The 24,591-nt window shown below is 67.5% G+C and carries 21 protein-coding genes; 16 read left to right on the top strand and 5 right to left on the bottom strand.

Features of this window, described 5'->3' with window-relative positions; genetic code table 11:
- Positions 1-64 precede the first annotated feature (64 nt).
- The 11 genes from ABD301_RS06455 to ABD301_RS06405 all read left to right on the top strand — a co-directional run bounded on the left by ABD301_RS06455 (position 65) and on the right by ABD301_RS06405 (position 12,755).
- A complete protein-coding gene (locus ABD301_RS06455) occupies positions 65-1,054 on the top strand; it encodes an ABC transporter substrate-binding protein (protein ID WP_344308062.1) in 990 nt (329 codons plus the stop codon).
- Between the two features lie 137 nt (positions 1,055-1,191).
- Positions 1,192-3,153, top strand: coding sequence for an N-acetylmuramoyl-L-alanine amidase (locus ABD301_RS06450; RefSeq protein ID WP_344308060.1), 1,962 nt, complete (start codon positions 1,192-1,194; stop codon positions 3,151-3,153).
- A 971-nt stretch (positions 3,154-4,124) separates the two neighbouring features.
- Positions 4,125-4,529 (top strand): VOC family protein, encoded by a 405-nt coding sequence (locus tag ABD301_RS06445; RefSeq protein ID WP_344308058.1) that lies wholly within the window; start codon positions 4,125-4,127, stop codon positions 4,527-4,529.
- Positions 4,530-4,538: 9 nt separating this feature from the next.
- Positions 4,539-5,870: a replication-associated recombination protein A gene (locus ABD301_RS06440; protein ID WP_344308056.1), complete on the top strand. Its 1,332-nt coding sequence runs from the start codon at positions 4,539-4,541 to the stop codon at positions 5,868-5,870.
- A gap of 123 nt (positions 5,871-5,993) precedes the next feature.
- On the top strand, positions 5,994-6,449 hold the full coding sequence (locus ABD301_RS06435) for a DUF948 domain-containing protein (protein WP_344308054.1): 456 nt from the start codon (positions 5,994-5,996) through the stop codon (positions 6,447-6,449).
- A gap of 35 nt (positions 6,450-6,484) precedes the next feature.
- Positions 6,485-6,763, top strand: coding sequence for a hypothetical protein (locus ABD301_RS06430; RefSeq protein WP_163572453.1), 279 nt, complete (start codon positions 6,485-6,487; stop codon positions 6,761-6,763).
- Positions 6,763-9,438: an alanine--tRNA ligase gene (alaS, locus tag ABD301_RS06425; protein WP_344308052.1), complete on the top strand. Its 2,676-nt coding sequence runs from the start codon at positions 6,763-6,765 to the stop codon at positions 9,436-9,438. Before ABD301_RS06430 ends, alaS begins: the two co-directional genes overlap by 1 nt.
- Before the next feature lie 40 nt (positions 9,439-9,478).
- Positions 9,479-9,988 (top strand): Holliday junction resolvase RuvX, encoded by a 510-nt coding sequence (gene ruvX / locus ABD301_RS06420; protein ID WP_344308050.1) that lies wholly within the window; start codon positions 9,479-9,481, stop codon positions 9,986-9,988.
- Positions 9,981-11,150, top strand: coding sequence for an endolytic transglycosylase MltG (gene mltG, locus ABD301_RS06415; RefSeq protein ID WP_344308048.1), 1,170 nt, complete (start codon positions 9,981-9,983; stop codon positions 11,148-11,150). The genes ruvX and mltG overlap by 8 nt, the downstream gene beginning before the upstream one ends.
- Complete coding sequence (locus tag ABD301_RS06410; protein ID WP_344308046.1) at positions 11,151-11,954, top strand: shikimate dehydrogenase; 804 nt, start codon at positions 11,151-11,153, stop codon at positions 11,952-11,954.
- Between the two features lie 186 nt (positions 11,955-12,140).
- Entirely contained in the window at positions 12,141-12,755 is a 615-nt protein-coding gene (locus ABD301_RS06405) for a prepilin peptidase (protein WP_163572456.1), read from the top strand.
- A gap of 648 nt (positions 12,756-13,403) precedes the next feature.
- Here ABD301_RS06405 and ABD301_RS06400 read toward each other — a convergent pair.
- The 4 genes from ABD301_RS06400 to ABD301_RS06385 all read right to left on the bottom strand — a co-directional run bounded on the left by ABD301_RS06400 (position 13,404) and on the right by ABD301_RS06385 (position 18,002).
- Positions 13,404-14,726: a type I glutamate--ammonia ligase gene (locus ABD301_RS06400; protein WP_344308043.1), complete on the bottom strand. Its 1,323-nt coding sequence runs from the start codon at positions 14,724-14,726 to the stop codon at positions 13,404-13,406.
- Between the two features lie 16 nt (positions 14,727-14,742).
- A complete protein-coding gene (locus ABD301_RS06395) occupies positions 14,743-15,912 on the bottom strand; it encodes a M20 metallopeptidase family protein (protein ID WP_344308041.1) in 1,170 nt (389 codons plus the stop codon).
- Positions 15,909-17,033 carry an amidohydrolase family protein gene (locus ABD301_RS06390; protein ID WP_344308039.1) on the bottom strand — a complete coding sequence of 375 codons (1,125 nt, stop codon included), beginning with the start codon at positions 17,031-17,033 and terminating at the stop codon, positions 15,909-15,911. The genes ABD301_RS06395 and ABD301_RS06390 overlap by 4 nt, the downstream gene beginning before the upstream one ends.
- Before the next feature lie 132 nt (positions 17,034-17,165).
- Positions 17,166-18,002 carry a phosphoribosylaminoimidazolesuccinocarboxamide synthase gene (locus ABD301_RS06385; protein WP_344308037.1) on the bottom strand — a complete coding sequence of 279 codons (837 nt, stop codon included), beginning with the start codon at positions 18,000-18,002 and terminating at the stop codon, positions 17,166-17,168.
- Between the two features lie 80 nt (positions 18,003-18,082).
- Between ABD301_RS06385 and aroC the strand changes: the two genes are divergently transcribed.
- The 4 genes from aroC to ABD301_RS06365 all read left to right on the top strand — a co-directional run bounded on the left by aroC (position 18,083) and on the right by ABD301_RS06365 (position 23,176).
- Complete coding sequence (aroC, locus tag ABD301_RS06380; RefSeq protein WP_344308035.1) at positions 18,083-19,261, top strand: chorismate synthase; 1,179 nt, start codon at positions 18,083-18,085, stop codon at positions 19,259-19,261.
- Complete coding sequence (gene aroB / locus ABD301_RS06375; RefSeq protein ID WP_344308033.1) at positions 19,261-20,826, top strand: 3-dehydroquinate synthase; 1,566 nt, start codon at positions 19,261-19,263, stop codon at positions 20,824-20,826. Before aroC ends, aroB begins: the two co-directional genes overlap by 1 nt.
- A gap of 77 nt (positions 20,827-20,903) precedes the next feature.
- A complete protein-coding gene (locus ABD301_RS06370) occupies positions 20,904-21,791 on the top strand; it encodes a proline iminopeptidase-family hydrolase (protein ID WP_344308031.1) in 888 nt (295 codons plus the stop codon).
- A 5-nt stretch (positions 21,792-21,796) separates the two neighbouring features.
- Complete coding sequence (locus ABD301_RS06365) at positions 21,797-23,176, top strand: APC family permease (RefSeq protein WP_344308029.1); 1,380 nt, start codon at positions 21,797-21,799, stop codon at positions 23,174-23,176.
- Positions 23,177-23,198: 22 nt separating this feature from the next.
- Here ABD301_RS06365 and ABD301_RS06360 read toward each other — a convergent pair whose 3' ends face one another.
- A complete protein-coding gene (locus tag ABD301_RS06360) occupies positions 23,199-23,720 on the bottom strand; it encodes a hypothetical protein (protein WP_344308027.1) in 522 nt (173 codons plus the stop codon).
- 230 nt (positions 23,721-23,950) lie between these two features.
- On the opposite strand from ABD301_RS06360, the gene ABD301_RS06355 reads away from it, so the two are divergent.
- The gene (locus ABD301_RS06355; protein WP_344308025.1) at positions 23,951-24,589 is read left to right on the top strand and encodes a class I SAM-dependent methyltransferase; all 639 of its coding nucleotides are present in this window, start codon (positions 23,951-23,953) and stop codon (positions 24,587-24,589) included.
- Positions 24,590-24,591 lie beyond the last annotated feature (2 nt).

The raw sequence follows: 24,591 nt of genomic DNA, 5'->3' as shown, positions 1-24,591 counted from the left end.
CAGGGGATCGCCGCACCCGTGACGCGTCTATTAAGGTAAGCCTTGCCTAAATAGGGGAGTGGTTATGGCGGTGAGCAGGCGGGCGGTCCTGGCGGGTTTGGCGGGGGCCGGCTTGGTCGGGGTGAGCGCGTGCGCCGGCGGCACGGCGGCGACCGACAGTGCTGGCGGTGGGGTGACGCTGAAGCACAAGTTCGGCACGAGTGTGGTGGCCAAGCGGCCGCTGCGAGTGGTGTCGATGGGGACGACCGATCACGACGTGGCGTTGGCGCTCGGAGTGGTGCCGGTGGCCCTGTCGAACTTCGTTGGTACGCCGACGGGTGTGGGTCCGTGGGCGACGAGGCAGCTGGGCAAAGCCAAGCCGCAGTTGTTCGTTGGCGGCGGCGAGATCAGCGTGGAGACGGTGGCCAAGCTGGCGCCGGACCTGATTCTGGCGGTGCAGAGCAACCTCACCAAGGATCGGTACGACAAGCTCAGCCAGCTCGCGCCGGTGGTGGCGCCGCCGGCCGGCTACATCGACTGGGGTGTGCCGTGGCAGCAGCAGGCGCGGTCGATCGGCGCCGCGCTCTGGCAACGGCAGGCTGCTGAAAAGCTGGTCACCGCCGCGGAAGCCCAGTTCGCGGCGGCCCGGAAAGCGCATCCCGCGTTCAACGGCAAGACCGTGGTCGTCGCGTCCGTCTTTTCCGGCGCGGCCGGTACGTACAACGCGTACACCAGGCAGGACGCGCGCATGCAGTTTATGGCCGGGCTCGGGCTGAAGCCGGCGCCGAAGGTCGACGCGCTCGGCGTGAGCAAGTTCACCGTGCCGATCAGCCGGGAGAAGGTCGACCTGCTGGAGTCGGATCTGGTGGTGATCGTCGCGTTCGATGACGCGGCTGGCAAGGCGGTGGACGCCGACCAACTCTTCAACGGCCTGAATGTGGCCAGGCGCAAGGCGGTGATCCGGCTGAGCCTGAAGGACGAAGGCCTCGCGCTTTCCTGCGACACGATTCTGAGCATCCCGTACGGCCTCACCGCCATCCTGCCGAAGATGGCCGGCGTGCTGCGTACCGTCTAGGCAAAAGCCGCGAAAGCGCTGACGGAAGTAATTAATTGTCGTCAATGAAAGTCAGCTTGTTTTTAATGTCCGCACACTAGAGACAACAGGGGGTCCCAGACGCTAGCGTTCCCTCAGTTTGGAGAGGGGAGTCTTTCGTGTCCAACGGACGTGTTCGGGTACGCATCGTCGCCGGAGCGGCGACAGCGTGCCTGTTGGGGGCCGGGTTGGCGGCGAGCGCCGTCAGTTCGGCCAGTGCCGCACCGCCGGCCGGGGTGTCGCAGGCTGACTTCGCGGCCGCCTCGACGGCCACCGGAGTGCCGGCGTCGGTGCTGCTTTCGGTGTCGTATTTAGCGTCTCAGTGGGACAGCCACGCGGGCGGGCCGAGCACGGCCGGCGGGTACGGGCCGATGAATCTCACCGACATGTCCGCGCTGCGGGCCGCGTGGGGCAAGACCCACGCCGACGACTCCACGGGTGACGCGCGCGGCGACGCGTCCCGGCCGTTGACGATCGCCCCGGCGGCCACCCCGAAGGCGGCCGCGGTGCCGACCGCGGCGAAAGACGACACGCTGCCACGCGCGGCGGGGCTGCTCGGCGTACCAGCGAGCACGCTTCGGTCGAACCCGGCGCAGAACGTGCGCGGCGGCGCCGTACTGCTGGCCGCGCAGGCCCGCCAGCTCGGTCACGGCGCGCTGCCGACCACCGTCGCCGGCTGGTATCCGGCCGTCAAAGCCCTCACCGGCAGCGACGAGTACGCGGCGGACACCTTCGACGTGATCCGTACGGGGGCCACCCGAACCACCGCCGAGGGCCAGTCGATCACGCTGCCCGCCGACCAGTCGGTGCCGGCCAGCCTGGCGACCTCGACCGCGACCAACCAGGCCGGCACCGAGTGCCCGCCTCGGCTCGGCTGCGACTTCGTACCGGCCGCGTACGCGCTCGACGGCGACGGCACGGACAAGGGCAACTACGGCAACTACGATCTGGCCAACCGCCCGAAGGACGAGCGGATCAACACGATCGTCATCCACGACACCGAAGTGACGTACGCGAAGACGCTGTCGCTGTTCCAGGACCCTGCGCATTACGCCGCCTCGAACTACGTCATCCGGTCCGCGGACGGGCACGTCACACAGGCGGTCGCGACCAAGAACGTGGTCTGGCACGCCGGCAACTGGTACGTCAACAGCCACTCGCTGGGCATCGAGCACGAAGGCTTCGCCGACGCCGGCGGGACCTGGTACACGGAGGAGATGTACCGGTCGTCGGCGCGGCTGGTCCGCTACCTCGCCGCCCGGTTCAACGTCCCGCTGGACCGCCAGCACATCTACGGCCACGACAACGTGCCTGGCCTGACCGCCGGTGGCGTCTCGGGCATGCACTGGGACCCGGCCGCGTACTGGAACTGGCAGCACTACTTCGAGCTGCTCGGCGCGCCGCTGCACGGCTTGGGTTACGGCCGCTCGTCCGTGGTCATGATCCTGCCGTCGGCGCGGCGGACCGAGCCGCTGATGTCCTGTCCTGACCCGACCCAGGGCCCGAGCGTGCCGATCCCGGGCACCGGTACGTCGATGGTTCAGCTGCACACGGCGCCGTCGGCCACCGCACCGCTGATCTCCGACCCAGCTCTGCACCCGGATGGCAGCGCGGGCACGACCAGGAACTGCGACTGGGGCGACAAAGCCGCCGCCGGCCAGATCTATTCGGTCGCTGACCGTCAAGGTGACTGGACGGCGATCTGGTACGACGGCCTCGAAGGCTGGTTCCAGGACAGCCGCCAGGCGCCGGCCGCCGTACAGACGCACGCCGTGCTCGTGACGCCGAAGCAAGGCCTCGCCTCGGTGCCGGTTTATGGCGGCGCGTACCCGAACGCGGACGAGTATCCGAGCGCGATCCCGGCGCACACTGTCGCTCCGCTGCAGTACACGCTGAAGGCCGGGCAGGAGTATGCCTTCGGCGGCGTCGCACCAACGGAGTACTACTACGCGCAGACAATCGACAATTCGCTGCCGATGGACCACACCGTCGTACGCGGGAAGACGGTGTTCTACCAGATCCAGCTGGGGCACCGAGTCGCCTTCGTCAAGGCCTCCGACGTACGACTGACCGCCGCGTAGGGGTTGGTTTGGTAGGTTGTTTTAGCTGGTCAGGGCCCTCTGTCGAGTTCGGCAGGGGGCCCTGGTATGTGCTGAGCCTGTTTTGAGTGAAGGTCAAAGGCTGAAGGTCAAAAGCGGCGGTTGCCTCTGAGGAGAGGGAATTCCCGGGTTGCTCGTTTGGTGAGTGGTGCTTGGTTTCGTACGGGGTGCGGAGGGTCCGTTCTCCCCGTCGTCGCCGCAAGGGCTAGCACGTTTCCTGGCCCGGCGGCGGAGCTTGGGTAGTGTGCCCCGGCCTTCGTACGCCGCCGCCAGCCAGGAAACGTGCGAGGGCTTCGCCCGCCGACGAGGAGAACGGACGCTCCGCCGTGTGCGTGATTCGTTGGCTGGTTCGGTGCCCTTTTTGTCCGGTTTGGTGGGGTGGGTAGGGCTGGATTTTCGGCAACGGACCCGTTGCCGGTGGGGCTGATGTGACTGTTGAGGGTGTCGCTGTCCCGGATGTTGGGATGGAGTTGTTGATCTTGGTTAGTTGGCCCGTACGAAAAGGACATTCCGGACTGATGTCCGTTATGTACGGGCCAACTAACCAAGACCAACAACACAAACTGCGGACGGTGACCGCTGGGTGGCAGTCTCGACACGCAGAGTCGCGACGACCAGGGACCGCACAACTATCGGCTATGAGGGCGCCTAGCGCAGAGCTCTGGTTCTCGTTCTCTCCGTCGGCGGGCGTAGCCCTCGCGCGTTGGCGTGGCCGGCGGCGGCGAAACACCACTCGGGCACGGCACGCAAGCCCGCCGCCGGCCACGCCAACGTGCTAGCCCTTGCGGCGCCGACGGAGAGAACGAGTGCCAGAGACCACGAACAAAACTAGACAGCCCCCGTTGCTCTATCCCATCTCCAGAGGTAGAAGGTCTTAATCCCTGAAACCGGGCACCCCACAAAACCGCAACAGCAGGGGAAGTCGACCGAGACAACAGGAGATAATCCACAACATGGCGTCAAGAATTGGCGAGATGGTTGTCGAGTGCGAGGACCCGGAAGCCTCGGCGGCGTTCTGGTCAGCGGCGCTCAACTACCGCATCACCGACCGCGACGAAACGGGAGTGGCCATTGCGGGTCATCCGACGGCACCAACGATCCTGCTAATCGCCAATAGAGAAGCCAAAAACAAGCCTCCGAGGATCCACTTCGACCTCAACCCGACAGATCGTGACCAGGCCGCCGAGGTCGAGCGGCTGATCGGGTTGGGGGCGACGAGAGTGGATATCGGGCAGGGGGACGTTTCGTGGGTGGTGATGGCGGATCCGGGGGGCACCATGTTCTGCGTGATGCGGGGCGTTGTGCCGCCGGAGCCGGCGGCGTTCCACTCGGCGGACGGTGCGGGCGGGACCACGTAGGCTCGGGGAGTGGAACCCGAAAGTTTGTTCGACTCGGCGGCCGCGGACGCGCGGGCCGCGGTGGCGCCGTTGGCCGTACGAATGCGGCCGCGCACGCTAGATGAGCTGGTGGGGCAGCGGCACCTGCTGCATCCGGGCTCGCCGCTGCGGCGGTTGGTGGAGGGCGACGCGCCGCTGTCGGTGATCCTGTGGGGACCGCCGGGCAGTGGGAAGACGACGATCGCACGGGTGGTGTCGGCCGCCACCAGTCGGCGGTTCGAGGCGCTGTCGGCGTTGACGGCGGGCGTCAAGGAAGTGCGGGCGGTGATCGAGACCGCCAACCGGGAGCTCGGTTTCCACAACCGTCAGACGGTGTTGTTCATCGACGAGGTGCACCGGTTTTCCAAGACCCAGCAGGATTCGCTGCTCGGCGCGGTCGAGGATCGTACGGTCACCCTGATGGCCGCCACCACCGAGAACCCGTCGTTCTCAGTGGTGTCGCCACTGTTGTCGAGGTCTCTGCTGCTAACCCTGCAAGCGCTCACCGACGACGACATAAAAGCCGTCATCGACCGCGCGATCACTGATGACCGAGGTCTGCGGGGTGCGGTCACGATCAGCGACCAGGCCCGCGACCATCTCGTACGACTGGCCGGCGGTGACGCGCGCAGGGCGCTGACGACGTTGGAAGCGGCCGCTGGTTCGGCGCAGGCGCTGAAAAAGACCGAGATCGACCTGGAGGTCGCGGAGAAGGCGGTCGACACCGCGGCGGTCAAGTACGACCGGGATGGCGACCAGCACTACGACGTCATTTCCGCGTTCATCAAGAGCATGCGAGGGTCCGATGTGGACGCTTCCCTGCACTGGCTGGCCCGGATGTTGGTGGCGGGGGAGGATCCACGATTCATCGCCCGGCGGCTGATGATTTTCGCCAGCGAGGACATCGGGATGGCCGATCCGACCGCGCTGCAGACCGCGGTGGCGGTCGCCCAGACCGTACAACTGGTGGGCCTTCCCGAAGCGCAGCTCAACCTGGCGCACGGAGTCGTGCATTGCGCGACCGCCCCGAAATCCAACGCCGTCACGATGGCGATCGGTGCGGCGACCTCGGACGTACGAGCCGGAAAGACCGGCGCGGTGCCGCCAGCGCTGCGGGACGCCCACTATGCCGGCGCCAAACGACACGGCCACGGTGACGGATATGTGTATCCCCACAACGAAACCGCCGGGGTGGCCGAGCAGCAGTACGCGCCCGACGACCTGGTTGGCACTGACTATTACCAGCCCACCGAGCGGGGCGCCGAGCGGGCGATCGCCGAACGCCTGCCCAAACTCCGCCGGGTCATCCGCGGTGAAGACTGATTCTTTGGCAACTGTTTGATGATCCGCGGCGAAGTGTCAGGGAGATGCCGCAGAGACTGGGTGTTACCGGGCGCGATAGGGTCGCCCAGGTCAGCCGAGGTCGGAGAAAGGGTGTGACGACCCGTGCAGATCACGTTCGGTGAAGTCGCTGGGCTCATCGCGGCGATCGCCTTTTTGCTGTTGGTCGGCGTTCTCGCCGTGCCGTTGCTCAAGCTGGGTCGTACGGTCGACCAGGCCACCCGGGCGATGACCCAGGTCGCCGATGGCCTGGGCCCCACGCTCGCCAACATCAACACCACGATCGACGGTGTCAATGAGACCCTGGTGGGGGTGAACGGCCAGCTCATCAAGGTGGACGTGATGACCACCAACGTCCAACAGGTGACCACCAACGCGGCCGCGATGACGACCCTGTTCGCGTCGACGGTCGGTGGCCCGCTGGTACGGGTCGCGGCCGTCACGTACGGCGTCCGGCACGCCATCGTGGCCCGCCGCGAGGGAGAATTGCAGCGGGAGGCGACGGCCCGGATCAAGTCCGAGCGCAAAGCCGCCCGGCGCTCCCGGCGTGGCCGGAAGTAACAAGGGTTTCAGAGGCAGAAGAGAGAAGGACGGCAATGCGGCGGCTGCTGTGGTTGGGGATCGGTCTGGTGGTGGGCGCTCTGGTGGTGCGCAAGCTGACCAAGACCGCGGAGTCGTACACCCCGAAGGGACTCGCCGACGGTGCTCGCGAGTCGGTGACCGGCATGCTGGACAGCGTCCGCGAGTTCGTGGAGGAGGTCCGCGAGGGGATGGCCGAGCGCGAGGACGAGCTGCTCGCCGCGCTGGCCGGCGAGGCGGACCTGGACGATGTGCTCGCTGACGAAGGTCATGCGCAGTACGGTGGCCGCCGCTGATGCGCACCGCCGAAATCCGCCGCCGGTTCCTGGACCATTTCGTCCAGCGCGGCCACACCGAGGTGGCGTCCGCCAGCCTGATCCTGGACGATCCGAACCTGCTCTTCGTGAACGCCGGGATGGTGCCGTTCAAGCCGTATTTCCTCGGTCAGCAGACTCCGCCCTACCCGCGCGCGACCAGCGTGCAGAAGTGCATTCGTACGGGCGACATCGAAGAGGTCGGCAAGACCACTCGGCATGGCACGTTTTTCCAGATGAACGGCAACTTCTCGTTCGGTGACTACTTCAAGGAAGGCGCGATCACCAACGCCTGGGAGCTGATCACCGGCAGCCCGGACGCCGGCGGCCTCGGCTTTGACCCGGCCAGGATCTGGGTGACCGTCTATCACGACGATGACGAAGCTTCCCAGCTCTGGCAGAAGATCGCCGGGCTGCCCGAGCAGCGGATCCAGCGCCGCGGTATGGCCGACAACTTCTGGTCGATGGGCGTTCCCGGCCCGTGCGGCCCATGCTCGGAGATCTACATCGACCGCGGCGCCGAGTTCGGCCCGGACGGTGGCCCGGTGGTGGACGAGGACCGGTTCCTGGAGATCTGGAACCTGGTCTTCATGCAGTACGAGCGCGGCGACGGTACGAGCAAGGACGACTACCCGATCCTGGGCGAACTGCCGGCGAAGAACATCGACACCGGCATGGGCCTGGAGCGCGTCGCGTATTTGCTGCAGGGCGTCGACAACCTGTACGAGATCGACGAGATCTACCCGGTCCTGGAGCGGGCGGCCGAGCTCGCTGGCTGCCAGTACGGCAAAAACCACACCAACGACGTGCACCTGCGGGTCATCTCCGACCACGTCCGCTCCAGCCTGATGCTGATCGGCGACGGCGTGACGCCCGGCAACGAAGGCCGCGGCTACGTGCTGCGCCGGCTGCTGCGCCGCGCGGTGCGTGCGATGCGCCTGCTCGGGTACGAAGACCCGTCGCTGCCTGAGCTGCTGCCGATCTCCCGCGACCTGATGAAGGCGTCCTACCCGGAGCTGGGCACCGGCTTCGACCGGATCTCCCAGATCGCGTATGCCGAGGAAGAGGCGTTCCGCCGCACCTTGTCGGCCGGTACGACGATCCTGGATGTCGCGGTCGAGGCGACCAAGAAAGCGGGCGGCCAGCAGCTGTCCGGCGGCGACGCCTTCAAGCTGCACGACACGTACGGCTTCCCGATCGACCTGACCCTGGAGATGGCGTCCGAGCAGGGGCTCAAGGTCGACGAGGACGGCTTCCGCAAGCTGATGACCGAGCAGCGTGAGCGGGCTCGGGCGGACGCGCGGGCGAAGAAGACCGGCCACGCCGACACCTCGCTTTTCCGCGCCGCGCTGGACGAACACGGCGAGACGGACTGGCTGGCTTACAGCACCTTGGAGACCGATTCCAAGGTGCTGGCGCTGATCAACGGCACGGCTGCGGTGCCGGCGGCGCACGCCGGCGAGATCGTCCAGGTGATCCTGGACCGGACCCCGTTCTATGCCGAGTCCGGCGGTCAGAACGCCGACGCCGGCGTCATCGAATTCGATGGCGGCTCGGCCGAGGTGCTGGATGTGCAGCGCCCGCTCAAGGGCCTGGTCGTGCACCAGATCCGGGTCGTCGACGGCGAGTTGACGCTGGATGCGGACGTACGCGCGAAGGTCGATCCGGAGTGGCGCCTCGGCGCTCGCCAGGCGCATTCCGGCACCCACGTCGTGCACGCGGCCCTTCGCCAGGTCCTGGGCCCGACCGCGTTGCAGTCCGGCTCGTACAACCGGCCCGGCTACCTGCGCCTGGACTTCGCCTGGAAGGGCGGGCTGAGCCAGCAGGAGCGGCACGACATCGAGGACGTGTCCAACCTGGCCGTGCGCCGTGATCTGCCGGTGACCGCGACCTACATGCCGCTGCCGGAGGCCCGTGCGGCCGGCGCGATCGCGCTGTTCGGCGAGACGTACAACCCGGAGAAGGTCCGGGTCGTGCGGATCGGACCCGGGCAGTGGTCGATCGAGCTCTGTGGTGGCACCCACGTGGAGTCCAGCTCGCAGATCGGGCCGCTGGTGGTGACCGGCGAGTCGTCGGTCGGCTCCTCGTCCCGCCGGGTCGAGGCGGTGACCGGCATCGAGGCCTTCCACTACCTGGCGAAGGAACGTGACCTGGTCAGCCAGCTGACCGAGATCCTCAAGACGCCACGGGACACCGTCGCCGACCGGATCTCGTCGATGGTGACGCGGCTGCGGGACGCCGAGAAGGAGCTGGCCAAGATGCGGGCGGACGCGGTGCTTTCCAGCGCCGGTGCGCTCGCTGCCAACGCCGAGGACCTGTCCGGAGTCGCGTACGTCGGCACCGAGGTGCCCGAGGGCACCGGTGGCGGGGACGTACGCAAGCTGGCCCAGGAGGTCCGTGGCCGGCTCGCGGCCGACCACCCGGGCGTGGTGGCGGTCGCTGGCGCGGCCGGCGACAAGGCTTCGCTGGTCGTCGCGGTGACCAAGGCCGGCGTGCGCAGCGGTCTGTCCGCAGCTGAGCTCGTACGGTCCGCGCTGGGCGGTAAGGGCGGCGGCAACGCGGACATGGCCCAGGGCGGCGGCGTGCCGGCCGACCAGGTGCGGCCGGTTCTGGACAGCCTGCGCAAGCTGGTGGGCGAGGCCGGAGGCAAGGCGTGAGCCGGGCCGTGGCGGGGAGAGCGGCCTGAGGGTGCCGGAGGTGACCGGCGGATCGCGCCGCAAACCCAGGCGCAAGGCCGTGGCGGTGCCGGCCGGTGGGGTTCGCCTTGGCGTTGACGTGGGATCCGTACGGGTTGGCGTGGCGCTCAGTGACCGCGATGGTCTGTTGGCCACTCCGCTGGTCACTCTCAGCCGCGCCGACGATGGCACGGACCTGCGCCAACTGACCGCGCTGGTGGCCGAGCACGAGGCCGTCCAGGTGATCGTCGGGCTGCCTCGCAGCCTGTCCGGCGAGGAGGGGCCGGCGGCCGCGGCGGCACGCTCGTACGCGGCCGAACTGGCGAGTCTGGTGGCGCCCGTTAATGTCGACTTGGTGGATGAAAGGCTGTCGACCGTGTCTGCTACCCGTACGCTGTCTTCTCGTGGCGTACGGGGACAGCGACAGCGTGCAGTCATCGACCAGGCGGCGGCGGTGATCATCCTGCAGACATGGCTGGATACTCGCCGCGCCGAGGCAGCGCGCGCGAACGGGGAGCCGGGAGATGAGTGAGGATCTCGTCGGCCTGCCCTTCGGTGGCCAGGACAGCGTGCCGGACTACGACGCGCCACGACCGCGCGGGCGCCGGCAGTCCAAGCACCGTCGGCCGCCTGGCCGGCACCGCAACCTGATCACCGCGCTGGTGGTCGTCAGTGTCCTGGTGGTCCTCGGCGGGGGATTGGTCTATGCCGGCAGTTTGGTGAACACGCTGATCCACGGCGCGGACTACGACGGCGGCGGCACCGGCCAGGTGACCATCCAGATCGCGCAGGGCCAGACGCTGCGCCAGGTCGGCGACACGCTGGTCGCCAAGGGCGTCGTCAAGAGCACCCGCGCGTTCACCAACGCGGCCGAGGCGGACACCCGGTCGACGTCGCTGCAGCCGGGCACGTACCAGCTGAAGTCGCACATGAGCGCCGCGCTCGCGCTGGCGCTGCTGCTCGACCCGTCCAGTCGCGTCCAGCTCACCTTCACCGTGACGCCGGGCATGACGGCGAAGCAGGCGTTCGCGTCGGTCGCGAAGACCACCAGGATCACCGTCGACCAGTTGACCGCGGCCGCCAACAACGCTTCGGCGATTGGGCTCCCGGACTGGGCGAAGGGCAAGGTGGAGGGCTTCCTCTACCCCGACACGTACACGCTGCAGCCCAAGGACGACGCGACCGCCGCGTTGAAGATGATGATCACCCAGAGCCTCAAGAAGATGAATGGCAACGGGTTCATCACGAAGGCTCAGGCGATGGGCAAGAATCCGTACGACGCCTTGATCGTCGCGTCCCTGGTGGTGGGCGAGGGCATCCCGAGCGACTACGGGAAGATCGCCCGGGTTTTCTACAACCGGCTGAACCCGGCCGCCGGCACCAACGGCCTGCTGCAGTCCGATGCCACCACCATCTACAGCCGGGAGATTCGCGGAGTGCCGCGTAACGCCGAACTGACCACGGCCGAGTTGAAGGACGCCAACGACCCGTACAGCACGTACGCGCACAAGGGGTTGCCGCCGACGCCGATCGGCAACCCGGACCTGGACGCGCTGAACGCGGCGGTGAACCCGACGCCGGGCACCTGGATTTTCTTTGTCAAGATCGATAAGGCCGGGCACTCCGGGTTCGCGACGACGAACGCCGAGCACGAGCGCAACAAGCAGCTCGCCAGGCAGAACGGCGTTCTGTAAGTGTCGTGGCGCTGTGCCGTTTTTGGTTCGCCCGTAAGGCATTCCCTGTCGCCGGTGCTGCACAACGCGGCTTACCAGGCGCTCGGGTTGGCCGGCTGGCACTACGACCGGGTCGAGTGCGACGAGGCCGGCCTCGCGCCGCTGCTGGCGGGCCTGGGTCCGGAGTGGGCCGGGCTGTCGCTGACGATGCCGCTCAAGCGCGAGGGGCTGCGGCTCGCGACGGCGGTGTCGGAGCGGGCCGCCGCGGTCGGGGCCGCGAACACGCTGGTGCCGCGCGACGGCGGCTGGTACGCCGACAACACCGACGTGGCCGGCATCATTGACGCCGTACGAGAAGTAGCCGACCGGCCGTTCGCGTCGGCCGCCGTGTTGGGCGCCGGTGGTACCGCCCAGGCCGCGGTCGCCGCGCTGCCGGCGCTGGGGTGCACTTCGGTCGGCGTGTACGTACGCGACCTCGCGCGGGCGATGGACGTGACGCGTACCGCCGAGCGGGTCGGGGTGATGCTGGACGTACGCCCGTGGGCGTCGCTCCCGGACGGGCTGGCCGCCGACCTGGTCGTCTGCACCGTGCCCAAGTCCGCCGCCCCAGCGCTCGCCGAGGTGGCCGTCGCGCCCGGCGGCGTGGTGATGGACGTGCTGTACGAGCCGTGGCCCACACCTTTCGCACTGGCCGCTCAGAAAACCGGCAGCGTCGTGCTGTCCGGCCTCGACCTCCTGCTGCACCAGGCCGTCCACCAGGTCACCCTGATGACCGGCCACCCCGGCCCCCTCGCCGCCATGCGGGCCGCCCTCCAGTCCCGCTGATTCCTGTCCGCATTTCTGTCGCCCCCACCCGGAAGACTCGTTTTCGGGGGCAGCTCTCATCCGATTCGGACAAACCACCCCATTAGCCACTCGGCGGCCACTAGTACTGCAGGGCTACTCATGCGGATGAGAGGCTTGGGCTCGGCTATCGCCGCTTGAGTAGCCCTGTAGTACTAGGCTGTCCCGATGCTCGTGTCTGTCCTCTGTGGACTGTGCGGTCTGGTGGCCGGCTGGCTGGGTCGATTCGCCATCGTGCGTACGGCCGACATGCCAGAGTGGCTGCTGCGGTGGCGGCTGCCGGAGTTGTCGACGGCGGTGCTGTTCGGCCTCGCCGGTTGGCGGCTCGGCCTGAGCGTCGAGCTTTTGTTGGCCTGCTTCGTGATCGCAGTCGGGGTCGCTTTGTCCATTGTGGACCTGGCTGTCCGCCGGCTGCCGAATATGCTCACCCTCCCGGCGTACGCGGTGGTCGGGCTCGGCTTGGTCGTCGCGGAGATTTTCCGTCAGGACTGGGGGTCGCTGGCCCGCGCGTTCGTCGGGGCTGGCATTTTCCTTGCTGTTTATGGACTTCTCTGGCTCGTCGGCGGGATGGGCCTCGGCGACGTGAAGCTGTCCGGAGTCCTCGGCCTCGCGCTGGGCTGGCTCGGCTGGCCACCGGTGCTGGCCGGCCTGGTCCTCGGATTCGTCTATGGCGGGCTGATCAGCGGCATCCTGCTGGTCGCCGGCCGGGCCGGCCGCAAGACCCGCATCCCCTTCGGCCCCTTCATGATCGCCGGCACGGTCACCGCTTTCCTCGTCTCTTAGTGGTCTGGGCCGTTAGTTCGCGAGTGCGTCACGCCCTGTACGTCACGCCCTGTTAGCGTCGACCTGCCCTATACCTGCCAGGGGTATGTCCGATTGTGACATTGTTGGCCGTTGGGGGCGGTCGAATGGACAACGTCACGATCGGACATAGCCGTCCGGGTATATACTCAAAATCCGGTGACCGGGCGCGAGAATCAGTCACCTCAGCCACTCCAGTAACCATGGAATGCACCTGACCAGATCCGAGTCCACGGAGTGGGAATCACTGCCGACTCAAGATGCCTGTTGTCTCATATTCCGGGAAGCCCTGTGTTGATCTTGGTTAGTTGGTCTACCCAAAACAGACATTCATTCGATATGTCCGCTTCGGGTAGACCAACTAACCAAGATCAACAACGGAAACAGCGGACAGTGACCGCCGGGCCGCAATCTCCACACGTACAGTCGCGACGGCCACAATCAGAGACATCAGCTCTTACCGAAACCCACACACGTCACACCAGCCACTCCAGCCCCAAAAACAGGCACCCCCGAAACTGAGCGTTCACGACAGCACCGACAAAACGGTGCCTGGTTCGTTCTCCCCGTCGGCGGGCACAGCCCTTGCACATGGCCGGGGCCGGTGGCGGCGTACGAACGCCAGTACACCTAGTAGCTCCAGCGCAGGGCGCGGATGCGGTCGGCGACGGGTTGGCCGCCGTACGTCTCGTGTTCGTAGCGACGGACGGCGACGAACGAGCCGAGCAGGTCGGGGGAGAGGGTTTCGCTGAAGAAGCTGGAAAACTGGAGGGCGTCCAGGGCGGTGCCGAGGTCGGCGGGGAGCCGTCGGATGCCGCGTTGGGTGCGTTCGGCGTCGGACAGGGACGCGGGGTCGGCCGTCACCGGCTCCGGCAGCGGGGTTTTCTGGGCGAGGCCGCGCTCGGCGAGGGCGATCACCGCGGCGGCGGCCAAGTACGGGTTGGCGGCACCGTCGACGACCTTGACCTCGGCGTTGGCCGAATTCGGGCGGGCGGTTTTGGTGCCCTGGACCAATCGCACGGCCGATTCGCGGTTTTCCAGACCCCAGGTGGCCCACGGCGCGGCCCACCGGCTCGGCAACAGCCGCTCATAGCTGAGCGCGCCGGAGGCGAGCAGGGCGATCGCCTCGGCCAGCCCTTCCACCACCCCGGCGATCAGGTGCTCGCCGTCGACGGTCAGGCCATGCTGGCCGGTGCCGCCGCCGAACAGGTTCTTTCCGTCCCGCCACGGGGAAAAATGCAGGTGGGCGCCGTTGCCGACGGAGTCCGGGACGGTCAGCGGTGCGTACGACACGGTGAGCCCGTGCTCCTGTGCGACGCGACGAATGACCAGCCGGGTCAGCACATAGCGGTCCACCGCGGCGATCGGCGCGGCCGGTGCGACGGAGAGTTCCAGCTGGCCGGGGCCGTATTCCGGGTGGATCTGGTCGACCGCGACGCCGACCCGGTCCAGCGCCTCGACGATGTCGACGCACAGCTCGTCCAACTCGAAAAGCGGCACCGCGCCGTACGCCGGGCCGTGGTGCGCGACCACCCCGCCGTCAAAAACGGTGAACTCGATCTCGAAGGCCATCTGGTAGTCGGCGGTCGCCGCCTGCGCTACCCGGCGAAGAGCGGACCGGGAGCAGCACGACATCGGCTCCAGTTCCTGCGAGAGCTGGTCCACCGGTGCCCACCCGAGGCCGGTCACCGGGTCGAGCACGACGGCCGCGTCCCAGTCCGGGAAGAGCCGCATGTCGCCCACCGGCCCGCCGTAGCCGCCGCCGGACGTGATGCCGCCGTCGACCGCCATCACGGCCATCACCGGCGACATCCCGACACCGTTGGCCGCGAGGCTTTCCAGCCGCCCGGCGGGCACGGCCTTGGTCCGCACGACCCCGGCGTTGCAGACGAAAGTGGTCGCCAACAGCCGCAGGCCCTGGTCCCGCAGCCGCTTGATCGCCGCCTCACTCATGCGCAGTCCTCCGTGACTAGTCAATCACCAACGAGCAGGCGCCCAGAAATCCGGCCAGCATCGCCCTCGCGACCCGCTCGACGGCGTCGTCGCCGGGCAGGAAAAGCGCGGAGTGCAGGCTCGGCTGCTGCTCGAAGCTGCCGGCCGTACGCACCCCGACGAACATCATCAGAGCTGGGAAAAGCGCACTGTAAAACGAAAAGTCGTCCGACCCGCAGGACCGCAGGGGAGCCGACAGGGTCAGTCCCTGGGGGCTGAGTTGAGCCCACACCGCCTCGGTTAGTGCCGGGTCGTTGTCCAGTACGGGCTCGCCGAGCGACGCCTCGGTAACGGCCGTGCAGCCGTACGCGAGCGCGGTGTGGGCCGCGATCGTCCCGATCAGGTCCAGTAGGCGGACCCGCTCCGCCTCGCTGTAGGTCCGCAGCGACGCGAGCAGCGACGCCGTCTCCGGGATGACGTTCGACGCCTGGCCGGCGTGGATCGCGCCGATGGTGAGCACCGTCGGGGCCAGCGGATCGGTACGTCGGGAGACGACTTGCTGGAGCGCCAGCACGATCGCGGCGGCGGCCACGATCGGGTCGCGAGCGTCCTGCGGGTAAGCGGCATGGCCGCCGCGGCCGGACACCGTGATGGCCACGTCGTCGAAGGAAGCGTTCACCGGGCCGGGCGTCGCGGCTACCTCGCCGACCGGAATCCGAGGCTGTACGTGTGCGCCGATGACGGCTCTTACGTCATGCCGGGCCAGCTCCGCGGACTCGACGAAATCCTTGGCGCCGAGAGGAAAACTCTCCTCCCGCGGTTGCAGCAGGGCCAGCATGGCGACCGGCAGGTCCAGGGTTCGGGCAGATCGGGCGAGCGCGGTCAGGGCAGCCAGATGTACGTCGTGGCCGCACGCGTGCATCGCGCCATTCGCCGATGCCCACGGCACCCCGGTCCGCTCGACAATCGGCAAAGCGTCCAACTCGGCTCGTACGGCGATGGCCGGACCGTCCGCCGGCCCGATTCGGATGATCCGGCCCTCGGCCACCGCCGGCGCGTCCGGTTGCCCGATCGCCGCCGCGACCAGCGCCGCCGTCGGTTGCTCGTACCCGCCGGTGCGCGGCTCCGCGTGCACCTTCCGACGCAGGTCCTGCGCGTACGGCAACTCGGCGAGCAGCGCGGTCGTCCAGTCGGCGGCCAGACTCACAGGCCGTACACGCGCTCGGCGTTGCCATGCGCGATGAGCTCGGCATAGCGGAGCGCGTCAGAAGAAGAGATCGCGTCCGCGGCCACCCACTCGTTCAGGACCGCGGCGGTGCCACGCCGCCACAACAGTGCGCCGCACGCGTACAGCTCCGGCAGCCCGAAGGCGTCGGATGAGAAGAGCAGCTTGGAGAACGGGGTCATCTCCATCGACTCGCGGATGACCGCGGTCGCGCCCGGGCCGGTGTAGTTCACGCCGAGCCCGTTGTCGACGTACACATGCGGATAGATCTGCGCCAGGCAACCGGCCTCGCGCAAGTAGGGGTAGCAATGCAGCAGGAGGATCGGTACGCCGGTTTCCCTGGTCGCCTGAAGAAAGCCGGTGAGCAGGCTCGGGTTGCTGCGGTGCAGCACGGCATCGGAATCGCCGTGGCCGGTGTGCAGCTGGATCGGCTTGCCGGCGTCTATCGCGGTCCACAGCAGGTGCCGGATCAGCACCGGATGGTCCAGCCGGCGGGCCTGCGGCCGCAACCACTCCGAGGCGGCCCGGGCCACCTCGACGTGCGTCGGCCGGGCCGGGTCCAGGTCGAGGCCGACGCGGTACGCGGCGATGCTCTTCGCGCCGACGGCGGTCTCCAGCTGGCGGGTCACCTCGGCGGCGACCTCGTCGCCGTAGAGGCCGGCGGTGACCCCGGTCGCGGCCACCTGCTCTCCGACACTTTCCAGCCGTACCACCGCCTCCGACCGGGCGCCGGCCGCCGCGGCCAGCTGGTCCGGACCCAGGATCTCGTCGGCGCGGTAGCCGGTTTCCACCAGATAAGTGGAAATACCGGTGTGTTTGAGCAGTCGGGAAGTGACTTCCTGCGCGCCGAGTTCGGCCCTGCGGGCGAGGTAGTCCGGCGCGCTCGCGTGCCGGGACAGATCGAGCAGCGGCGCGCACTCGGCTCGTACGGTGATGCCGAACGGGCTGTCGAAAACCGAGGTGCCGGCCGGCGCCGGCCAGTCCGACTCGGTGGCCAGCAGTTCGAAGGCCTCCCGGTCGAGTTCGCCGGTGGTCACCCCGTGACAGTGGTGGTCGATGAGCGGCATGCCCATGACCTGCTCAGTCAGCTCGTTCGTGGTCACGCTCACATCTTGCCCCGCCGCCCCTGTGCACGTGCAAGAAGCCCCGAGAGAGCTTTCGTCGAGTGCGGGACTTTATCCCGCACTCGGCATCGAGTGTGGGGTTTTGTCCTGCACTCGACGTCGGGCCTGTTGCTAAGACCAGCGGCGGCCGGTCAGTTTTTCGTACGCTTCTACGTAGCGGGCGCGGGTCTGGGCGACCACGTCGGCGGGGATCTCGGGGCCCGGGTACGTGCGGTCCCAGTCGGTGAGCGTGGACGACCAGTCGCGGACGAACTGCTTGTCCAACGCTTCCTGCTGGCCGCCTGGCTGCCAGCGATCGGCGTACCAGAACCTCGACGAGTCTGGCGTCAGCACCTCGTCCGCGAGGATCAGCTGGCCCTCCTTGTCGAGCCCGAACTCGATCTTGGTGTCGGCGATGATGATGCCTTTTTGCAGCGCCACCTCCGCGCCGCGCCGGTAGATCTCCAGCGTCTTGTCCCGCAGCTGCTCGCTCAGCTCCGCGCCGAGCTGACTGACCACGTCGTCGTACGTGATGAACTCGTCGTGGCCCACGTCCGCCTTGGTGGTCGGCGTGAAGATCGGCTCCGGCAGCCGGGAAGCCTCACTGAGGCCGGGCGGCAGCGCCAGCCCGGACACGGTGCCGTCCTTCTCGTACTCCTTCAGCCCGAGCCCGGTCAGGTAGCCGCGGGCGATGCACTCGACTCGTACCATCTCCAGCTGCTGGCAGCGGACCGCCCGGCCAGTCCACTCCGGCGGCACGTCGGTGGCCGACAGGACGTGGTTCGGGAGGACCCCGGCGAGCTGGTCGAACCACCACAGGGACAGCTGGGTGAGCAGCTTGCCCTTGTCCGGGATGGAGGTCGGCAGCACCACGTCGTAGACACTGACCTTGTCGCTCGCGACCAGCAGCAGGTCGCCGTTGTGGTCCTCGTACAGATCGCGGATCTTGCCGCTGTAGAGATGCTTCAACAGATGTCCCCAGGTCGATGTGCACCTGATCGTATGAGGTCAGCACGTGCGGGCTGAACGGCAGGTGACAGACTTGTGACATGCTTCGATGGCTGACCGCAGGGGAATCGCACGGCCGCGCGCTGGTGGCGGTGCTGGAGGGCCTGCCGGCCGGCGTCCGGGTGACCACCGAGGACATCCAGCTCCAGCTGGCCCGCCGGCGGCTCGGGTACGGCCGCGGTGCCCGGATGGCGTTCGAAAAGGACCAGGTCACCGTCATCGGCGGGTTCCGGCACGGCCTGAGCATCGGCAGCCCGGTCGCGATCGAGGTCGGCAACACCGAGTGGCCCAAGTGGGAGCAGGTGATGGCCACCGACCCGGTCTCGCCGGAGATCCTGGAGGGCCTCGCCCGCAACGCGCCGCTGACCCAGCCGCGGCCCGGCCACGCCGACCTCGCTGGCCTGCAGAAGTACGGGTTCGACGAGGTCCGGCCGGTGCTGGAGCGGGCGAGCGCCCGGGAAACCGCGGCCCGGGTCGCGCTCGGCACGGTGGCGCAGGCGTTCCTGCGCCAGACCACCGGCATCGAGATCGTCAGCCATGTGGTGCAGATGGGGTCGGTGCGGGTGCCCGACGGCATCCGGCCCAAGCCGGCGGACCGCGACCGGATCGACGCCGATCCCGTCCGGTGCGCCGACCCGGAGACCTCCGCCGCGATCGTCGTCGAGGTCGAGGCCACCAAGAAGGCCGGTGACACCCTCGGCGGGGTCGTCGAGGTGCTGGCCTGGAGCGTGCCGCCGGGCCTCGGAAGTCACGTGCACTGGGATCGCCGGCTGGATTCCCGGTTGGCGGCCGCGATCATGGGCATTCAGGCGGTCAAGGGCGTCGAGATCGGGGACGCTTTCCACCAGGCGTCGGTGCGTGGTTCTGAGGCGCACGACGAGATCGTCAACACCGAAGAGGGCGTAAGACGGGTCACCGATCGGGCCGGTGGCACCGAAGGCGGCATCACCACGGGTGAGGTTTTGCGCGTACGAGCCGCCATGAAGCCGATCTCGACGGTGCCCAAGCGGCTGCGGACCATCGACGTGCGCACCGGCGAGGCGGCGCAGGCCATCAACCAGCGCAGCGACGTGACGGCCGTGCCGGCCTGCGCGGTGGTCGCCGAGTCGATGGTGGCGCTGGTGCTCGCGGACGCGGTGACGGAGAAATTCGGCGGCGACTCGGTCGCCGAGACCACCCGCAACGTCCAGTCGTACCTGGACACGCTGGCGGTTCGATAATGGCTCCGCGGGTGGTGCTGGTCGGGCCGATGGGCTCTGGAAAGAGCACGGTCGGACCGCTGCTGGCCCGTCGGTACGGGGTGAGTTTCCGGGACATCGACGCGGATATCGTTGCCAGCGCTGGAAAGCCGATCTCGGACATCTTCGTCGACGATGGCGAGGAAGCCTTTCGCAAGAGGGAGACGCAAGCGCTGCTGACCGCGCTTGCCGAGCACGACGGCGTGCTGGCGCTCGGCGGCGGATCGGTGCTGGCGGAGGAAAACCGCGCCGCGCTGGCCGGTCACAAGGTCGTCTATCTCAAGGTTTCCCTGGGCGATGCCGTGAAAAGAGTCGGGCTCGGGGTGTCCCGGCCGATGCTGTTGGGCAATCCGCGTGGCCGGCTGCGGGTGCTGATGCAAGAGCGGGAGCCGCTCTACACCGGGGTCGCGTCGTCCACTGTGGACACCAGCGGCAGCTATCCGGTCGAGGTCGTCGACGCGATCGCCGGTGCGCTGCCGCCAGTCCGGATCGGCGTGCGCGGCGAGCGGCCGTACGAGGTCGTCATCGGCCGTGGCGTGCTCTCCGAGCTGCCCGGTTTTCTCAGCAAGGCGGCCAAAGTCGCCGTGCTGCATCCGCCGACGCTGGCCCGCCAGGTGGGTACGGTGGTGGAGTCGCTGACGGCCGCTGGGCTTGTGGTCGTACCGATCGAGGTGCCGGACGGCGAGGCCGCCAAGACCGTCGCGACGGCTGGCGAATGCTGGGACACGCTGGGAAAACACGCCTTCACGCGTACCGACGCGGTGGTTGGTTTCGGTGGCGGCGCGGTCACCGACCTGGCCGGTTTCGTGGCCGCCAGTTGGTTGCGAGGCGTCCCGGTCGTGCACGTACCGACGACGTTGCTCGGCATGGTCGACGCGGCCGTCGGTGGGAAAACGGGCGTGAACATCGACGCTGGAAAGAACCTGGTTGGCGCTTTCTATCCGCCCCGCGCGGTGCTGTGCGATCTGCGGATGCTTTACACGCTGCCGCGCGAAGAACTCGTGCCGGGCATGGCGGAGATCGTCAAAGCCGGGTTCATCGCCGATCCGGAGATCCTGCGGCTGATCGAGACCGATGTGGCCGCCGCGATCGACCCGGGCGGCGAGGTGCTGGCCGAGCTGATCCGCCGATCAATTCAGATGAAGGCCGACGTGGTTTCCGCTGACCTGCGCGAATCCGGTCTTCGGGAGATCCTGAACTACGGCCACACGCTCGCGCACGCGATCGAGAAACGCGAGCACTATCGCTGGCGGCACGGTGCGGCGGTCAGCGTTGGGCTGGTGTATGCGGCCGAGCTGGGCCGGCTCGCCGGCCGCCTCGACGAGGCCACCGCCGCGCGGCACACCTGTGTGCTGCGACAGCTCGGGCTGCCCACCTCGTACCCGGCGCAGGCCTGGCCGGACCTGCTCGCCGCCATGCGCGTCGACAAGAAGGCGCGCGGCTCGGTGTTGCGGTTCATCGTGCTCGACGGCCTCGCCCAACCCGGCGTGCTGGCCGACCCGCCGCGCGAGATGCTCAGCGAGGCGTACGCCGCCATCTGCGAGTAGTGGCGGTCCGTCGCCAACCGTTTTACCGTGATGCCGATCTCTTCGAAATTCGAACGAAACAGGAAGAGGCTTACGGTATGCCGGTGGCTGAGGGAATCATGGAATGGGACGGGTACGCCACCTGGTATCGGGTGACGGGCGACATCAACAGTGCGCTTGCGCCGCTGGTCGTGCTGCATGGCGGCCCAGGGTGCACGCACGACTACGTGGACTCGATCGCCGATATCGCGCAGAGCGGCCGCGCGGTCATCCACTACGACCAGATCGGCAACGGAAAGTCGACGCATCTGCCCGAGGTCGGCGCCGGGTTCTGGACCGTCGACCTGTTCCTGCGCGAGCTGGACCAGCTGCTCGGTTTTCTCAAGATCTCGGACAGTTATCACGTCCTCGGGCAGTCGTGGGGCGGGATGCTGGCCGCCGAACATGCGGTACGCCGGCCGGCCGGACTGAAATCGCTGATCATCGCGAACTCGCCGGCGTCGATGCAGCTGTGGCTGGCGGCCGCCAACGGCCTGCGCGCCGAGTTGCCAGCGGACGTACAGAAAACGCTGACCTCTCACGAAGAGGCTGGCACGACCGACTCAGCTGAATACGAAGCCGCGACTCGCGTTTTCTATGACCGGCATGTCTGCCGGGTCCCGTGGCCGGACTACGTGGCGCGGACTTTCGCTGCCATCGAAGACGATCCGACCGTCTACCACACCATGAACGGGCCGACCGAGTTCCACGTCGTCGGCACGCTCAAGGGGTGGTCCATTGTGGACAGACTCGACCAGGTTTCGGTGCCCACCCAGCTGATCTCCGGCCGCTACGACGAGGCGACTCCAGCCGCGGTGCAGCCGTACGCGGACCGGATCCCGGACGTAAGCTGGAAGATTTTCGAAAACTCCAGCCACATGCCACACGTCGAGGAACGAGAGCCGTACATGGAGCTGGTGGCCGCCTTCCTGGCCGAGAACGACTGACCGCGATGACCACCTCGGACGGCGAGCGGGCACTCGAGGAATTCGGTTATCACCAGGAGTTGAAGCGCTCACTCCGGCTGCGCGACCTGGTGATCTACGGCCTGGTCTTCATGGTGCCGATCGCGCCCTTCTCGATTTTCGGGGTGGTTTTCAACGGCTCCAAGGGAATGGTGCCGCTGACGTACCTGATCGGCATGGTCGCGATGATCTTCACCGCGTTCAGCTACCGGGAGATGTCACGAGCGTTCCCGGTCGCCGGCTCGGTTTATTCGTACGTGTCGCGCGGGCTGCATCCGGTGGTCGGGTTTTTCGCTGGCTGGGCGATCCTGCTCGACTACATCCTGGTGCCGACGCTGTTGTACGTGATCGGCGCCGCGGCTCTGGGGCCGTTGGTGCGGGTGCCGCAGTGGGTGTGGATCGTCGTTTTTGTCGTCTTCAACACTGTGGTGAACTATCTGGGCATTGAGTCGACCGCACGACTGAACCGGATCTTCCTGGTCGCCGAGTTGATCGTGCTGGCCATCTTCGTGGTCGTCGGGATCATCGCGATCTCGCGAGGGACGAATGGCGCGCACTTCTCGCTCCAGCCGTTCCTGCGGCCGGAGTTCGTCACGCCCGGGGTGATTTTTGGGGCGCTGTCGATCGCGGTGCTGAGTTTCCTCGGCTTCGACGCGATTTCGACCCTGTCCGAGGAGGTCCGCGACGGGGACCGCCGAGTGGTCGGCCGGGCGACGGTCGTCTCGTTGATCGCGGTCGCGGTGCTTTTCATCGTGCAGACGTATGTGGCCAGTCTGCTCGTACCAACGCTTACCTCTTTTCCTGACGGAGACAAGACAAACACGGCGTTTTACGACGTGGCAAGGATCGCCGGCGGCGCCTGGCTGATGGTCACCGTCGCGGTGGCGTCGGCGTTGGCATCAGCGGTGGCCAACTCCTTGGTGGCGCAGGCGGCCACCTCGCGGCTGCTCTTCAGCATGGCCCGGGACGGTCGACTTTTCCGCTTTCTGGCGCACGTGAATCCTCGCCGCAAGGTCCCGGAGCGGGCTGTGCTGCTGGTCGGCGGGATCTCGCTGGTTCTTGGGCTGGTCGCGGTCAGCCAGGTGGCGCTGCTGACGTCGCTGGTCAACTTCGGTGCGCTGTTTTCGTTTCTGCTGCTGAACGTATCGGTCGCGTACCACTTTCTGGTACGTCAGCGCAGCCGGAACTGGTGGCTGCATCTGGTGATGCCGTTGCTGGGTTTCGTGATCGTCGGCTACGTGCTCATCAACGCGGACCTGAATGCCAAACTCGGCGGCCTGGCGTGGATGGTGGTCGGGGTGGTGATCGCCGTCGTCCAATGGCTCCGCGGCCGTACGCCGGAGCTGACCCTGGAGGATTCTCCCTAACCCCTCGGTTGGCAGAAGACGGCTAGCTGGTCAGGTCGAGGGTGACCTTGTCCAGGCCGGCGGAGTAGCCGCTTGACGCGGCGTTTTTAGAGCCGACATAAAGGGAAAGTGTCGTTGCGCTCCCGCTGGGAAAGATCACCACGTTGGTGAACTCGACGGTCTTGACGGCGACTTTGGCGGAGTACGCGTCGAAATAGTTGCCGCCGTGGCCGCCGAACTGCAGCTCGACGACGCCGTAGTTCGGCCCGGTCGTGAGCAGCGCAGTGACATGGTACGAGGCTGCCTGGTCCGAGGGCAGGGCCACGGTGTTGGACACCATGCCCTGGGTCTGGCCGGAAGTCACCTTCATCAGCAGCTGTTTGTCGCCGGACCAGGTAGCGCCGCTCTGCACTTGGGCGGTGGCCTGGAACAGAGTGGCACCAGCGACCAGGGTCTCGCCCTCGGTGCTGGTGCCGGTGGCCGCCGAGGCCGGGGATGGGCCGGCGGCGAGTGCGGCGAAAGCGAGCAGGGCTGCGCCGGCCAGGCGGACGGGGGAGCTGAACATGGGAGTCCCTTCTTAGCGCTAAAACAAATCGGTCGCGAGGTGCCGGGAATCGATTTCCGGGTTGGCCGCACGCTAACTGGATGGGCCCAGTTTCGTCAATGCTTCGACCAGTGAAGCGCCAAGAACGGTCAAGCGGGCGAGGACTTGCCAAACCAGCAACAATACTTGCGGTCTCGTAGCGGTGGTGTGCATAGTGTGCGCGCCGTACCAATGACCACAGGAGACGAATCATGACCGACACAGTTCCAGCCGCTTCCGAGAGCGAGTTCTGGGAGGCGTTCTACCAGGAAAAGGAACAAGTCTGGAGTGGGAAACCCAATCCGCTGCTGGTCCGCGAGGTCGAGTCGCTGTCGGCTGGCCGGGCGCTGGATCTGGGCTGCGCGGAAGGCGCCGACGCGATCTGGCTCGCCCAGCGCGGCTGGCAGGTGACCGCTGTCGACATCTCCGAGACTGCCTTGAAGCGCGCGGTCGTACGAGCGGCGGACGCCGGCGTGCCGGGCATCACCTGGGAACGCTGGGATCTTTCCCAGTCTTTTCCGGAAGGTTTGTTCGACCTGGTGTCCGCGCAGTTCTTCCACTCGCCGGTCGGGCTCGACCAGAATCGGGTGAAGACGCTGCGCCGGGCCGCCGAAGCGGTCGCGCCCGGTGGTGTGCTGTTGATTGTCGGGCACGCGGGATTCCCGGCATGGGTGGAAAATCCGCCGCCGGTGCGGCTGCCCAGCACGGCTGAGCTGATGGAATCATTGGGTTTTGACCCGAACAGCTGGAAAGTGGAGCTCGAGGATGTGGTCGGGCATGACATGCCAGGGCCGGACGGGCAGCCGGGTACGCGCGAGGACAACGTGTTGCGGATGCGCCGGTTGCGCTGACC

Origin of the sequence: Fodinicola feengrottensis (genome assembly GCF_039530045.1) — a bacterium.
GTDB classification, from domain to species: domain Bacteria; phylum Actinomycetota; class Actinomycetes; order Mycobacteriales; family HKI-0501; genus Fodinicola; species Fodinicola feengrottensis.
Note: the sequence above shows the minus strand (reverse complement) of the source record. Positions and strands in the feature narration are given on the sequence as shown.

Coding starts and splice junctions, on each gene's coding strand:
- ABD301_RS06360 (WP_344308027.1), bottom strand. CDS start 23,720: ATGTTCAGCTCCCCCGTCCGCCTGGCCGGCGCAGCCCTGCTCGCTTTC.
- ABD301_RS06430 (WP_163572453.1), top strand. CDS start 6,485: ATGCGGCGGCTGCTGTGGTTGGGGATCGGTCTGGTGGTGGGCGCTCTG.
- ABD301_RS06445 (WP_344308058.1), top strand. CDS start 4,125: ATGGCGTCAAGAATTGGCGAGATGGTTGTCGAGTGCGAGGACCCGGAA.
- ABD301_RS06455 (WP_344308062.1), top strand. CDS start 65: ATGGCGGTGAGCAGGCGGGCGGTCCTGGCGGGTTTGGCGGGGGCCGGC.
- alaS (WP_344308052.1), top strand. CDS start 6,763: ATGCGCACCGCCGAAATCCGCCGCCGGTTCCTGGACCATTTCGTCCAG.
- ABD301_RS06355 (WP_344308025.1), top strand. CDS start 23,951: ATGACCGACACAGTTCCAGCCGCTTCCGAGAGCGAGTTCTGGGAGGCG.
- aroC (WP_344308035.1), top strand. CDS start 18,083: ATGCTTCGATGGCTGACCGCAGGGGAATCGCACGGCCGCGCGCTGGTG.
- ABD301_RS06400 (WP_344308043.1), bottom strand. CDS start 14,726: ATGAGTGAGGCGGCGATCAAGCGGCTGCGGGACCAGGGCCTGCGGCTG.
- ABD301_RS06365 (WP_344308029.1), top strand. CDS start 21,797: ATGACCACCTCGGACGGCGAGCGGGCACTCGAGGAATTCGGTTATCAC.
- mltG (WP_344308048.1), top strand. CDS start 9,981: ATGAGTGAGGATCTCGTCGGCCTGCCCTTCGGTGGCCAGGACAGCGTG.
- ABD301_RS06405 (WP_163572456.1), top strand. CDS start 12,141: ATGCTCGTGTCTGTCCTCTGTGGACTGTGCGGTCTGGTGGCCGGCTGG.
- aroB (WP_344308033.1), top strand. CDS start 19,261: ATGGCTCCGCGGGTGGTGCTGGTCGGGCCGATGGGCTCTGGAAAGAGC.
- ABD301_RS06370 (WP_344308031.1), top strand. CDS start 20,904: ATGCCGGTGGCTGAGGGAATCATGGAATGGGACGGGTACGCCACCTGG.